Annotated in this window: 11 protein-coding genes; 5 read left to right on the top strand and 6 right to left on the bottom strand. The window is 48.4% G+C overall.

Annotation, left to right across the window (positions count from 1 at the left end; all coding sequences use genetic code 11):
- The first annotated feature begins 55 nt into the window (after positions 1–55).
- The gene (locus HHL17_RS00800; protein WP_169222917.1) at positions 56–793 is read left to right on the top strand and encodes a LolA-like protein; all 738 of its coding nucleotides are present in this window, start codon (positions 56–58) and stop codon (positions 791–793) included.
- A 41-nt stretch (positions 794–834) separates the two neighbouring features.
- Here HHL17_RS00800 and HHL17_RS33800 read toward each other — a convergent pair whose 3' ends face one another.
- Entirely contained in the window at positions 835–1,839 is a 1,005-nt protein-coding gene (locus HHL17_RS33800; RefSeq protein WP_169222916.1) for a helix-turn-helix transcriptional regulator, read from the bottom strand.
- Positions 1,840–1,981: 142 nt separating this feature from the next.
- Between HHL17_RS33800 and HHL17_RS00790 the strand changes: the two genes are divergently transcribed.
- On the top strand, positions 1,982–2,584 hold the full coding sequence (locus HHL17_RS00790; protein WP_169222915.1) for a hypothetical protein: 603 nt from the start codon (positions 1,982–1,984) through the stop codon (positions 2,582–2,584).
- 461 nt (positions 2,585–3,045) lie between these two features.
- Positions 3,046–3,681, top strand: a complete 636-nt coding sequence (locus HHL17_RS00785; RefSeq protein ID WP_078670122.1) for a peroxiredoxin — start codon at positions 3,046–3,048, stop codon at positions 3,679–3,681.
- A 338-nt stretch (positions 3,682–4,019) separates the two neighbouring features.
- On the opposite strand, the gene HHL17_RS00780 is transcribed toward HHL17_RS00785, so the two are convergent.
- The 3 genes from HHL17_RS00780 to rlmN are packed head-to-tail and all read right to left on the bottom strand — an operon-like array spanning position 4,020 to position 7,606.
- Positions 4,020–4,739, bottom strand: coding sequence for an RluA family pseudouridine synthase (locus tag HHL17_RS00780; protein ID WP_169222914.1), 720 nt, complete (start codon positions 4,737–4,739; stop codon positions 4,020–4,022).
- 3 nt (positions 4,740–4,742) lie between these two features.
- Entirely contained in the window at positions 4,743–6,503 is a 1,761-nt protein-coding gene (locus HHL17_RS33510) for a pseudouridine synthase (RefSeq protein ID WP_240975062.1), read from the bottom strand.
- A 59-nt stretch (positions 6,504–6,562) separates the two neighbouring features.
- A complete protein-coding gene (gene rlmN, locus HHL17_RS00770; RefSeq protein ID WP_169222913.1) occupies positions 6,563–7,606 on the bottom strand; it encodes a 23S rRNA (adenine(2503)-C(2))-methyltransferase RlmN in 1,044 nt (347 codons plus the stop codon).
- A gap of 303 nt (positions 7,607–7,909) precedes the next feature.
- On the opposite strand from rlmN, the gene HHL17_RS00765 reads away from it, so the two are divergent.
- Positions 7,910–9,106, top strand: a complete 1,197-nt coding sequence (locus HHL17_RS00765; RefSeq protein WP_169222912.1) for a thiolase family protein — start codon at positions 7,910–7,912, stop codon at positions 9,104–9,106.
- A gap of 95 nt (positions 9,107–9,201) precedes the next feature.
- Here the strand turns inward: HHL17_RS00765 and HHL17_RS00760 are convergent, their stop codons facing one another.
- Positions 9,202–9,774, bottom strand: a complete 573-nt coding sequence (locus HHL17_RS00760; RefSeq protein WP_078670126.1) for an RNA polymerase sigma factor — start codon at positions 9,772–9,774, stop codon at positions 9,202–9,204.
- A gap of 324 nt (positions 9,775–10,098) precedes the next feature.
- Between HHL17_RS00760 and uvrA the strand changes: the two genes are divergently transcribed.
- Positions 10,099–12,915 (top strand): excinuclease ABC subunit UvrA, encoded by a 2,817-nt coding sequence (gene uvrA / locus HHL17_RS00755; protein WP_240975061.1) that lies wholly within the window; start codon positions 10,099–10,101, stop codon positions 12,913–12,915.
- An 88-nt stretch (positions 12,916–13,003) separates the two neighbouring features.
- Here uvrA and HHL17_RS00750 read toward each other — a convergent pair whose 3' ends face one another.
- Complete coding sequence (locus HHL17_RS00750; protein WP_169222911.1) at positions 13,004–13,444, bottom strand: DUF4293 domain-containing protein; 441 nt, start codon at positions 13,442–13,444, stop codon at positions 13,004–13,006.
- Positions 13,445–13,537 lie beyond the last annotated feature (93 nt).

Genomic DNA, 13,537 nt, shown 5'->3' with positions numbered 1-13,537 from the left:
AGGAGGGTACGTTTTTTGGTACCTTTGTTCATTCAAAAAAAATCAACGAGCGTTTATGAGATATGCAAAGGTTTTTTCGCTGGCAGCAGGGATGGTGATGGGCAGTATCAGCCTGCAGGCCCAAACACTGACAGAAATATTGGATAAGTACACAGCCGCGTTGGGTGGGGCTGACAAGCTCAAGTCTATCAGAACACAATATACAGAAGGAGAGATGACCCTTGATGCACAACAGGGCCTGAAAGTGCCTATCAGAAAATGGGTAAAGCAGGACGAAGCCATGCGGATGGAGTTCGATATCCAAAACACCAAAAATATACAGGTGGTGCGTAAAGATGTTGCCTGGCAGTTGATGCCGGTGACCACTAATATGAATGTGGAAGAGATAGATCCGGTAGTCCGTAAACTGATGCAGCCACAGCTGGATGTTACCGGGGAGTTGTTTGATATAGCCGGCAAAGGCAAGAAAGTGGAGCTGGCAGGCAAAGATACGTTGAACGGCGAACCGGTATACAAGCTGAAAGTGACCACTGCCGAAGGTGTCAACGGTTTTGCTTATCTGGACGCTAATACGTTTTACCTGGTGAAGGCGACCAATGAGATTGATATCAATGGCCGCAAGGCGGAGTTGGTAACGCGTTTGTCTGATTACCGGAAAACAGTAGATGGATATGCTTATCCCGCGCAGGTGGACCAATCTACGGCGGATAGCAACGTAAAGATCCGTGTCAGCAGGGTGGAGATGAATCAGCCGATGGCAGATTCCCTGTTTGAAAAACCGGTGACGAAGTAATGAGTGATGTGGGGGCCGGGGCGCAGCGCCCCGGCACTGCGTTATTTATACAGTTTGATCATTTCTTTGGCTTCAGTGGCCAGTTTATCTGCCAGGTGCTGTGGCTCCATTACTTTCACCTGCGCGCCGTAACTCAGCAGCAGCATGGTCAGTTCCGGGTTGATGACAACCTGCAGGGCTATACGGCACTCCTTACTATTATCTGTCAGCACCTGCTGGGAGGAATGAATAGGCTGTGACTTAATATAATTTCCCTGCCTGGGGGAGAAGGACAGCACTACTTTTTCCGGCTCGCCATCATGTACGGTGATACCGATCGCATGCTGGAAGTAGCTGGCATCATCAAAATTCTTTTCATCAAAATGTTTCATGGTAGGCCATAGGTTCACCACCCTGTCCAGGGCAAAGGTGATGACCGCGCCGCCCCTGGTTTGCTGGCTTTTACCGATCAGGTAGAAGCGGTGCTGGTATTCCCGCAGGTGGTAGGGTTCCACCCAGTGTTCCTTGGGTTCGTTGCGGTCAAAGCTCTGGTAAGCGATACGGATCACTTCCAGGTTTTTGATGGCATCCACAATATCAGGGATAAACTGAGCACCCTTGTATTGTGTAGTGCGGGTGAATTTGATAAGCCCCTTGTGTTGCAGGGCTTCCCGGTTCATTTTGAGGCTCGCGGCTATTTTGAGGATAGCGTCTTCAAATTGCTGCACCACTGGCAGGCTGCGGAATTGTTCGAGTATGCCGATAGCGATTTCCAGCCCCTGTAAGTCAGCTTCCTCAATAGGGATATTGCTGATGGAGAAGGAGTCGTCCGCATAGCGGTACGTACGGCTGCTGCGGTCATAAACGATGGGCGCCATATAATTGAGCTCCGGGTCCTGGCGCATGTCTTGAATATCTTTCTGAATGGTGCGGGTAGAGATGGCCGCATCCATTTTGTCTGATACATATTCAATCAGGTTTTCCAGGGTAGGTTTTGGCAGCCTTTTATTGCGCAAACGCTCGTCTATCCAGCGATAGCGCGAAACTGCGTCCTTGTTTTTTGGCACAAGCGTAAAATTTAGGCTTAAAAATACGCATTTCCGGGCTTTAGCGGGAAATGACAAAAAAAATTTCACACGTTGTTGTCACTACGCAAATCCCTTGCGTGCGGAGCAGGTAGCTTTGTATTGTTATCAAAAGCTGATAGTTATGAGTAAAGCACATACAACAACAGCAACTATGCAAATGCAGGCCATTTCAATTGGCCAGATCATTATGGACGATTCCAACTATCTGACATTATGGGGCCATGTGCAGCAGGATGGCGTGTGGTATCCTTGTGATCTTGTAACTACTTATGAAGTAATGAATACAATGTTAAGGTACAGCCAGGAAAAAAATGATGCGGTACAAATGACCATTGTGAAGAAGTTGGAAGCGATGCACCACGTGCCCGAATTGATTGATCTGGAAGAAGAATTGGGGAGTGCTGTGGTTTTTGATAACATGATTTTCTACCTGAGCAGGCCGGAACACCATGAATGGGAGATCTGTGCGGACGATGCCTGTTATTTTATTCAGAAAGTGGTGGCGATGCCGGTAACGCCTCCCATACCGCCAGCGCGGGCTGCGCTGACGGAGAAAATGGAGGAATGCCTGCAGACACTGCGCAACAAGTATGACCTGTACCTTGGATTTATTGAAATAGACCTGGAAGACGAAGCTGCCCGCGTGAAAGCCGGCCTGACCGATGATCTCAGTTTCAGTACCGCCTATTATGCCTGGCAGCTACATCTTTCAAATCCATCTTGATTGAAAACCCCGTTTTTTCATCCGGATGTTTGTAAACCCTTGTCCATTGCCCCTTAACCCATGAAGTATCCTTGTTTGTTAGTTCCATTTTTTACAAATCCCGTTGATTGAATCCTGTTTGTTTGCCCCTGTTTGTTAATCCCAAAACCCTATTTATGACCTAGCCATCGTTGTTGAGTTTAACCCTGATTCATCCGTTGTTACCCTGAAGAGGCAGGCTGCACACGCAGCCTGCCACAAAAACTACCCTGCCGGTTCCCTATTATCTGCCTTCCTGGTTTTTTACACCAGGAGGGTACCCGGTCGGCAGTAACTGTATTAGAATCGTATTAAAAAATCCCTGCAATAGGGCCTACTTTATCCAGTTCTTAAAAAAAAGCGATTAAAAAGAGAAAAAGTTCCTTTAAAGTCTATAATTTTTGTAGGAAAATGCTATTTTTGGTCAAGTAAATTGTGAAACTATGAGTTTAAGACTGGGCGATACTGCTCCCAATTTCAAAGCTAAGACCACAATAGGAGAAATAGACTTCTATGAATACCTCGGTGACAGCTGGGGCGTCCTGTTCTCCCATCCTGCTGATTTTACCCCTGTTTGTACAACTGAACTCGGTAAAACCGCCCTTCTGAATGGCGAATTTGCCAAAAGGAACGTTAAAGTGCTGGCACTCAGCGTAGATCCGCTTGATAAGCATATGAGCTGGATAGGAGATATTAACGAGACGCAACAATGTGACGTAACTTTTCCTATTATTGCAGATGAAGATAAAACAGTGGCCAACCTCTACGGTATGATCCACCCGAACGCTTCAGAAACATTTACCGTAAGATCGCTGTTTATCATTGGTCCGGATAAAAAAGTAAAGCTCACGATCACCTACCCGGCTTCTACCGGCAGGAACTTCAACGAAGTTTTACGCGTAATCGACTCCCTGCAGCTGACCGCTAAATACAGCGTAGCCACTCCAGCTGACTGGAAAGATGGAGAAGATGTTATTGTTACGGCGGCAGTGCCCACCGCAGAAATACCGGAACGTTTTCCGAAAGGCCATAAAATCATTAAGCCTTATCTGAGAACAACACCACAGCCTAACAAATAAAAAAGAACACAAGGAAGCCGAACTATCACACAACCAGGTACCGGCTTTTCACTATAAGAGTTTTTAATGGTTGGTTTTTGATTTTTACGAAGCGGGGATTTTTCCCCGTTTTTTTATTTCCATATTTTTATATTTAGAAGGTTTGTTATTTGTTTAGGCGCTTGACTGGCATGACTTACAACGGAAAAATGGAGAACCCGTAGCACCTGGAATAATGAAATAAAAAAAGCCCGCCGGCATCATGCCAACGGGCCAGTATTAAACCAAAACGATTTGTGTCTTCTTCGTCAGTAGCAACCCCTCAATATCTGAATATCAAAATATCTCAATACCAAATGTTACCGGTGTTTCCGGAGTTGGTTCACCACAGCATGGATATCTTTTGGCAGCGGTGCTTCTATGGTATACGTCTTGCCGGAAGGGTCCTTGAAAACCAGCATGGCTGCATGCAGCGCCAATCTTGCCAGCAGCGGCTTTTCTTCTTCGGTGTGTTTGCCCAGCTTGAATTTTTTCTTGATGGAAGATAATAAAACAGGCTGAGGACTACCGTAAAGTTCATCTACCGCAATCGGGTGACCAAGATGTTTCATATGTACCCTGATCTGGTGGGTACGGCCGGTATGTATCCGCCATCTTACCAGGCTGTAAAGACCAAAGGATTCCAGCACTTCATAGTCTGTGAGGGACGCTTTGCCTTTGCGGTTGGTCACCATCTTGCCTTTCTGCACCGGATGCTCCATAATGCCTTCGTTGATGGAACCTTTTTCCGGCATGGGTACGCCGTGTACAAGACCAAGGTAATACTTCTCTACATCACGGCTTTCAAACAGCTGGGAGAAATACTTATGGGCCGCTTCATTACGGGCAAACAGGATAATGCCACTGGTGTCACGGTCCAGCCGGTGAACAGTGAATATTTCCCCGTAAGCCTTTTTCATGACGGCTATCAGGGACGTTAGTTCGTTGTCATGCCGGTCAGGCAGCGTAAGCATGCCGGAAGGCTTGTTGACAACAACGAAATCAGGTGTTTCCAGTAAAATATGCTCTTCTAATCGCACCAGTTATTTTTTAAAATGTTTCAGCAGGATCACTTCTTTTTCATTGAGATGACGCCATTGGCCACGGTTGAGCGTTTTTTTCGTGAGGCCGGCATACATCACACGGTCCAGCTTTTCCACATTGTAGGAGAGGTGCTCAAAAATACGGCGCACGATACGGTTTTTACCGCTGTGGATCTCAATGCCAATCTGCTTCTTGTCCTTAGGATCTACATAACCCAATGCATCTACATAGGCTACGCCGTCTTCCAGGGTGAGACCGGCAACGATCTGTTCAAAATCATTTTTGGTAAGCGGTTTGTCGAGTTCTACCTGATATATTTTTTTGATGTTGTGTTTAGGATGCGCCAGCGTTTGTGCCAGTTCACCATCGTTGGTGAGCAACAGCAATCCGGAGGTGTTACGGTCAAGACGGCCTACTGGATATACCCTCTCTTCACCGGTGGCATCTTTGATCAGGTCCATCACGGTTTTACGGCCTTCCGGATCATCGGTGGTGGTGATGAAACCTTTGGGCTTGTTGAGCAGGATATACAACAGGTTTTTAGTCAGATTGATTTTTTTATCTGCCAGCGTTACCGTGTCTGCACCAGTGACTTTGGTAGCAGGTTCTGTTACTACCGTACCGTTGACGCTCACTTTACCTTCTTTGATGAAGTCAACCGCTTTGCGGCGGGAGCACAGTCCACAGTGGGCGATGTATTTATTCAGTGGCATTTCGCCCGGAGCGAAAGTGCTTTCTTTGCTTTCCCTGGCTTCCTTTTTATTACGGGAAACGCCCTGATCATCAGAGCCGGAGGCTCTGGAAGCCATGCGTCTTTCCTGTTTTTCGGTAAACCGGTCGTTGGTGCGGTCAAAGAATTTTTTACGGTTAAAGCCGCTGGGTGTTTCTTTTTTGGAAGCGCCTTTTGATTCGTCGAAATCTCCATGGAAGGAGCTTTCATCTTTGCGGGTATAGTTGTCGGTTTTTTTACCGAAAGGTTTTTTGTCGCCGTAAGTGCGTTTGCGGGAAGCCGGTTTCTCGTCGCTGTTGCGATCATCGCCGGAAAATCCTTTACGTACGGGTTGTTTGCCATCACCGAAGGCACGCTTGCGGGGAGAGCTTTCCTCTCTGGAGGAGTCTTTATCGCCAAAGCTGCGCTTACGGAAAGCAGGCTTGTCGTCTCTGGAGGAGTCTTTATCGCCAAAGCTACGCTTACGGAAAGCGGGCTTGTCGTCTCTGGAGGAGTCTTTATCACCAAAGCTGCGCTTACGGAAAGCGGGCTTGTCGTCTCTGGAGGAGTCTTTATCACCAAAGCTGCGTTTACGGAAAGCAGGCTTGTCGTCTTTGGAGGAGTCTTTATCGCCAAAGCTGCGCTTACGGAAAGCGGGCTTGTCGTCTCTGGAGGAGTCTTTATCGCCAAAGCTGCGCTTGCGGAAAGTGGGCTTGTCGTCTTTGGAGAAATCTTTATCGCCAAAGCTGCGTTTGCGGGGAGTGGTTTTATCGTCTTTGGAGAAATCTTTATCACCAAAGCTGCGTTTGCGGATAGGCTGTTCTTCGTTGTCGGACGTGCGTTTACGGAAGCCGGCGGTGCCGTCATTGCTGTAGGTACGCTTACGTTGAACTGGTGCTTCTCCTGCATTGTCTTTTGCAGATGCTCTTCCAGGCCTTTCACCATCAAAGGAGGAGCGGTTGCGGTTGCCTGCTGCCGGTTTATCTGTGTTGTCCGTTTTTCTTCCTTTAAAAGGAGCCGGGCTCTTCTTAGCAGGTTGTTTCTTCTTCATAAATTATTATTAATTGATGGTCATGCGCGCATGACCCATAGATGTTTTTATTGTGCTGATTAACCTTTATTGGCCAGTTGTCCGCAGGCGGCGTCGATGTCTTTACCACGGCTCCGGCGCAACCTTGCATTCACACGGTTTTTAGCGAGATAGTCCATGAAATCCTCAGCGGTTTCTGCATCAGGTTTCTGGAAGCGGGCATTGTCAATCGGGTTGTATTCGATAATGTTCACCAGGTCGGCAGGTACCTGACGATAGATTTTTATCAGTTCGTCAGCATCCTGTTTGGAATCATTGAAATCCCGGAAGAGGATGTATTCAAATGATATCTCGTTGCCGGTGGCCTTATAGAAGTGGTTCAGTGCCGCAATCAATTCCTTCAGGTTGTTGGAATCGTTGATGGGCATGATTTCGCTGCGTTTCTTGTCGTTGGCGGCGTGTAAAGACAGGGCGAGGTTAAAGCGCACCTGGTCATCTCCCAGCTGGCGGATCATTTTAGCGACGCCTGCAGTGGATACGGTGACCCGTTTAGGAGACATGCCCAGGCCGTCGGGAGCGGTGATCCGCTCGATGGACTGCAGCACATTTTTATAGTTGAGCAGGGGTTCGCCCATACCCATGAATACGATATTCGTCAACTTCTTTCCGTTGTGCTCCAGGGCCTGCTGATTGATCAGCGCCACTTCATCGTATATTTCGTCAAAATCCAGGTTACGCTTACGGTCCATATAACCGGTAGCACAGAATTTACAGCTGAGGCTGCAACCTACCTGTGAGGACACACAGGCTGTTTGACGGGTATCGGTGGGGATAAGCACCCCTTCTACCAGGTGATTGTCGTGTAAACGGAAACGGCTTTTGATGGTGCCGTCGTTGCTGTGTTGCGTGGCATCCACTTTTACGGCAGGAAGTACAAAATTCTCCTCCAGTTTATGACGCAGGTCTTTAGACAGGTTTGTCATCGCTTCAAAGCTGGTAGCATGACGCAGCCAGAGCCATTCATACACCTGTTTCGCACGGAAGGCCTTTTCATCAATAGACCCAAAATATTCTTGTAAGGTTGGCAGACTTAAGTGCCGGATATTTTTCTTGTCAGACTTCATTATTGACCTTTATATGAGCAAATGGCTGCCTTACGGCAGTCGGAAAGCATCTGCAAAGATAGGTAAAATAGCAGTTAGCCCCACGATTATCATCTTTTAGCTTGATAATCAACGCAAAAGAAATGTTTTGTTAATCAAAATTATGATAGTCAATTCTTTAAATATATGAACTGATTGATGGGAGAGGGGCCGGTGGACCGGAAAAAGGGCAAAAAGCTTGTTATCGGCAGCGTAGAATGGAAAAAGCGGCGGCGAGAAAAAGAGTTTTATATTGCAGATAACAACAAAATCAACAAAGTCAACATGCAAGTCGCTTACATTGTAGATGCAGTACGTACGCCCATAGGCCGCTACGGTGGTTTATTGAGCACCATCCGCCCGGACGATATGCTGGCCCATGTACTGAAAGCCCTGATAGACAGGAACCCTTCCATAGATCCGGCAGCCATTGAAGATGTGATCGCCGGCGCTGCCAACCAGGCTGGCGAAGATAATCGCGACGTCGCCCGGATGGCCGCACTGTTGGCCGGTTTACCGGTAACGGTAGGCGGCAATACGGTGAACCGCCTTTGTTCTTCCGGCCTGCAGGCTATTATGGACGCATCCCGTGCTATCATGTGCGGCGACGGTGAGATATACCTGGCGGGAGGCGTGGAAAGCATGACCCGCGCACCTTTTGTCATGAGCAAGGCAGACGGCCCCTTCAGCCGCAAAGCTGAAGTTTTTGATACAACCATCGGCTGGCGTTTTACTAATCCGCAGCTGGCTGCTATGCATCATCCCTATTCCATGGGAGAGACAGCAGAAAATGTAGCGCGGCAATGGCAGATTGGACGAGAAGAGCAGGACCGTTTTGCGCTGCGAAGCCAGCAGCTGTATGCCGAAGCACAGAAAGCCGGTCGCTGGACCGATGAACTGGTGCCTATCACCGCCGCTTCCGGGAAGGAGCAGGTGCTGGTTGCTAAGGACGAACATCCCCGGGAAACGACGCTGGAGAAACTGGCGGGACTGCGTCCGGCATTCGCGAAAGACGGATCAGTAACAGCCGGTAATTCCTCCGGTATCAATGACGGTGCGGCTGCCGTGATGGTTGTTTCAGAGAAAGCCTTGCAACGTTTTAACCTGAAGCCGCTCGCGATGGTACGCGCCATGGCCGTGGCTGGCGTAGACCCGGCGATTATGGGTATCGGACCGGTACCAGCTACCCAAAAGGCTTTACAGCGTGCCGGCCTTACGATTGATCAGCTGCAGCTGGCAGAATTTAATGAAGCCTTTGCGGTACAGGCATTGGCCTGTATGCGCGACCTGGGGATCAACCCCGATATGGTGAATGTGAATGGTGGCGCTATCGCGATAGGCCATCCGCTGGGATGCAGCGGCGCCCGCATTACCACTACACTGCTGCATGAAATGAAACGGCGCCCGGAAGCACGCTATGGCCTGGCCACCATGTGTGTGGGCGTAGGGCAAGGGGCTGCTATGATCTTTGAAAAGTGTTAAGAAAAAGAGAGGTTAATTGGGCCTGCCTGAAAAATAACGAGCGGTCGGACATTACATCCGGCCGCCCGCTGCTGGCAAGCAAAAAAAAGGGTCGTTCATAGACAAATTTGCTTCTCCGTCATCATCTTCCGGAGATTGATCAGGCCATATCTCATACGACCCAAGGCGGTATTGATACTCACTTGCGTGAGATCGGCAATTTCTTTGAAACTCAGTTCTGCATAATGTCGTAGGATGATTACTTCCCGCTGCTCTTCCGGGAGCATGTCCAGCATGATCCGGACGCGGTCGTGGCTTTGGCGGGTGATGATCTTGTCTTCCACACAGCTGTCGCTGAAGCCCAGTACATCGAAGATATCTTTATCATCGCCGGTTTTGATCATCGGGGTGCGCTTGATCTTTCTAAAGTGGTCCACACAAAGGTTGTGTGCAATACGCATCGCCCAGGGTAAAAACTTTCCCTTCTCTGTATAGCGTTCAGCCCTGATCGTGTCGATGATTTTGATGAAAGTGTCCTGGAAAATATCTTCCGCCAGAAAGGAATCCTTAACAAGCAACAAAATGGAAGTGTACACCTTGTCTTTATGACGGTGAACCAATTCCTCCAATGCTGAAGTATGGCCTTTCTTAAAAAGGGTAATCAACTGCTCGTCGCACAATTTGTACATTATTTGCATAAACTTCTACAACTAGAACGGGTTAGTAAATAAATACAGATTTTACAGCCTGTTGGTTGTTTAATTGAGTAGAGTTTAGGCGATAATGAGCAGTTTTAAGCGTTAAAGATTTTGTTACTATTCCAAGGTATAGAAAAGGTTCTCTGCAAATATAAAAGAATACTTCAATAAAACAAATAATAAAAATAGCTTTTCCGCCCTTTGAGATTAGCTTTTAGCCATTTTGGGGTACTTCGTTCAGGTTAATTTTCTGTGAATGAATTGCCTGATCAATTACTATTCATCTAACATCTTTTCCCGTAAATTTGTTCTGTCATGGCAATGAAAACTAAGAAAAAAGAAACCGTCATTGATCCTCAGCCGGTTAACCCGCAGGACAATATCTTCATAAAAGGCGCCAGGGTCCACAATCTTAAGAATGTGAGCGTCTCCATCCCCCGCAACAAAATGGTGGTGGTGACCGGCGTTTCCGGTTCGGGAAAATCTTCCCTGACGATGGACACACTGTACGCCGAAGGGCAACGCCGCTACGCGGAAAGTCTCAGCTCCTACGCCCGTCAGTTCCTGATGCGAATGAATAAGCCGGACGTGGACTATATCAAAGGCATCTGCCCGGCTATCGCGATCGAGCAAAAGGTGATCACCCGTACGCCCCGTTCCACCGTTGGCTCGATGACAGAGATCTACGATTATCTCCGGCTGTTGTTTGGCCGCATCGGTAAAACATATTCTCCTGTGTCCGGCCAGCTCGTGAAAAAACATGAGGTGAGCGATGTGGTAGACTATATCTCCAACCTCGAACACGGCAGCAAAGTCTTACTGCTGGTGCCTTTCCGCCGGCACGCCAAAAGAGACGCCAAAGAGGAACTGAACATCCTGATGCAGAAAGGCTTCTCCCGTTTATATGCTCCATCTACCGGTGGCAACGGCCTGTTGCGCATCGAAGAACTGATGGAACAAAAGAAACCAGCTGTGCCTGCGGATGCCTGGGTGCTGATAGACAGGTTGGTTGTCAAAGATTTTGAGGAAGATGATAAACACCGTATAGCCGACAGCGTGCAGACTGCATTCTACGAAAGCGAAGGCGACTGCCACGTGGAAGTGGATGGTAAAAGCATCACGCACTTTGCTAACCGCTTTGAGCTGGACGGAATCCAGTTTGAAGAACCGGTGCCCAACCTTTTCTCGTTCAACAACCCCTACGGCGCCTGCCCTACCTGTGAAGGCTTTGGACAAGTGCTCGGTATTGATGCTGACCTCGTGATCCCGGACAAACGTTTGAGCGTTTTTGAAGGCGCCATCGCCCCCTGGAGAGGAGAGAAAATGGGCGAGTACAAGGAAGCGCTGATCAAAGTGGCCCGTAAATTCGGATTCCCGGTACATAAACCGATAGCAGACCTGACAGACGAACAGGTACAATTGCTGTGGACCGGCAACGAACACTTCTACGGCCTGAATGAATTTTTCAAAATGGTAGAGCAGAACCTCTACAAAGTACAATACCGTGTGTTGCAGGCACGCTACCGCGGACGTACCGTATGCCACGAATGTGGCGGCGGCCGTTTGCGGAAGGAAGCGCTCTACATCCGCATAGGCGGTAGTAACATCGCAGGCCTGGTGGACATGCCGGTATCGGACCTGAAAAACTGGTTCGATAACCTGCAGCTCAATGAATACGATCAACAGGTAGCCAAACGTATCCTGTTTGAAATTAATCACCGGTTGAAAACCTTGCTGGACGTGGGGTTAGGATACCTGACGCTCAACAGGGTGGCCAATACCCTCAGTGGTGGCGAAAGTCAGCGTATACAGCTTACCCGTACACTGGGCAGTAACCTCACCAATTCCATGTACATCCTTGATGAGCCGAGTATTGGTCTGCATGCACGCGATACCCACCGCCTCATCAATGTGCTGAAAGAACTGCGCGATCTTGGGAATACCGTGGTGATCGTGGAACACGATGAACAAATGATGGAGGAGGCCGACTATATCATCGACATGGGGCCGCTGGCCAGTCATCTCGGTGGTGAAGTGATCTTCGCCGGTACCTACCCGGAAATCCTGAAGGATGGCAAAAGCCTTACCGGTAAATACCTGAGCGGTAATTACCGGATAGACCCTCCGGAAAAACTGCGTAAATGGAAAAAAGCCATCACCCTCGAAGGCTGCCGCCAGCATAACCTGAAAGATATCACGGTTGATTTTCCGCTGGAAGTCTTTACCGTGGTGACAGGAGTGAGCGGTTCCGGTAAAACCACGCTGGTAAAGCAAATTCTCTACCCCGCGCTCATGAAGCTGAAAGGTGAATTTGCTGAAAGAGTGGGGTATCACAAAGCTCTCAAAGGTGCGGTGGACGATATCACCCAGATAGAAATGGTGGACCAGAACCCGATCGGTAAATCTTCCCGTTCGAATCCGGTTACCTATATCAAAGCGTACGACGAAATCCGTGACCTTTATGCCAAGCAGCCACTCAGTAAAATGCGTGGTTTCCAGCCCAAACATTTCTCTTTCAACGTGGATGGCGGCCGTTGCGACGCCTGCAAAGGAGAAGGCGAAGTGATCGTGGAAATGCAGTTCCTGGCAGATGTACACCTGACATGCGAAAGCTGCGGCGGTAAACGATTTAAGGATGAAGTCCTGGAAGTGACCTACAAGGGCAAGAATATTTACGAAGTGCTGGAATTGAGCGTAGATGAGGCTTTGGAATTCTTCAAAGATGAAAAAGACGTATGCAATAAGATCCGGCCGTTAAGTGATGTAGGTTTAGGCTACGTTAAACTGGGACAAAGCAGCGATACCCTGAGTGGTGGCGAGGCGCAGCGTGTGAAACTGGCCTCTTTCCTCGGTAAGGGCAAAGCGCAGGGCAAAATCCTGTTTATCTTCGACGAACCTACTACCGGTCTGCATTTCCATGATATCAAGAAACTGCTGAACTCTTTCAACGCGCTGATCGATCAGGGACATACCGTACTGGTGATTGAGCACAACCTGGACGTGATCCGTAGTGCTGACTGGGCGATTGACCTGGGGCCGGAAGGCGGCGCCGGTGGTGGTAACCTGTTGTACACAGGCGTGCCGGAAGGATTGAAGAAAGTGAAAGAAAGTTATACCGGGAAGTTTCTCTAAAAGAGATGAAAATATACCCAATAAAAAGAGGGCTGGTCAGTGATGATCAGTCCTCTTTTTGTTGGGTAAAGTGTATAATGATTTGTGCCTATCGGAGTCTGTCCAGTGATTTGATCAGCTTCTCATCTTTATAGATGCCTCTGGCGGCCATGAAAAGCAGTATGATAACCAGTACCGGAAGGAATGCAGGAAACTGGAAAGAGCCTGATGCAACAGGTGTTCCGCTGGCGGCAAATTTATTGCCGGTTTCCTTTACGGTATAATAGGTGTAACCCAATGCAGCAATGGCAAAGAGGATGTTGAAAATGGTGAGGCGGAACTGCAGTTTTCTCTTTTTAAACAGGAAAACGCAGAAAAGTGCTAACAGGATGATGATCACATACAGCACGAATAACAGGTAGTTGCTGGAGGCGTTGACAGCTATGGCTGTTCCGTTGCTCAGCTTGGCGTTCCACAGATCAAAAGACAGGGTAGCGGCTCCGGCTCCGGCAGCCAACAGCAGGTAAAGACTCTGAATGCGTTGTATCATGATATTTGTGAATGTTTAACGGCGTAAAAGTAAGCAAATTTAGTGGTTGAAAAGCGCAATATCTGATAGGGGACTGCGGATTTTGATAGTCCG

Origin of the sequence: Chitinophaga fulva (assembly GCF_012927205.1) — a bacterium.
Taxonomy (GTDB): domain Bacteria; phylum Bacteroidota; class Bacteroidia; order Chitinophagales; family Chitinophagaceae; genus Chitinophaga; species Chitinophaga fulva.
Note: the sequence above shows the minus strand (reverse complement) of the source record. Positions and strands in the feature narration are given on the sequence as shown.